Here is a 317-nt window from a genome sequence, read left to right as displayed (position 1 = left end):
CCCCAAGGGTGCCGACCGGATCATCCGGGCCGAAGCTCCATCTCGTCCGTGACCCAGAGGAGTTCCCGTGGCCGGCGCCACCATCACCGTGACCGACGCGCCCTTCGACGCCCAGGTCCTCAAGAGCGACAACTCCGTCCTGGTCGACTTCTGGGCCACCTGGTGCGGCCCGTGCCGCCCGGTCGCCCCGATCCTGGAGGAGATCGCGAAGGAGCACGGCGAGCAGCCCACCATCGCCAAGCTCGACGTCGACACCAACACCGAGACCGCGACCGCGCACAACGTGACCGCCATCCCGACGCTGAACGTCTACCAGA

General features: G+C 68.5%; 1 protein-coding gene. It reads left to right on the top strand.

Annotated features, from left to right (window positions below; all coding sequences use genetic code 11):
- Positions 1-67: 67 nt before the first annotated feature.
- The coding region (locus UK12_RS34790; protein ID WP_045307223.1) for a thioredoxin family protein at positions 68-317 on the top strand (250 nt) is incomplete at its 3' end.

This window comes from Saccharothrix sp. ST-888 (assembly GCF_000955975.1).
In the GTDB taxonomy this organism is placed as follows: domain Bacteria; phylum Actinomycetota; class Actinomycetes; order Streptomycetales; family Streptomycetaceae; genus Kitasatospora.
Note: the sequence above shows the minus strand (reverse complement) of the source record. Positions and strands in the feature narration are given on the sequence as shown.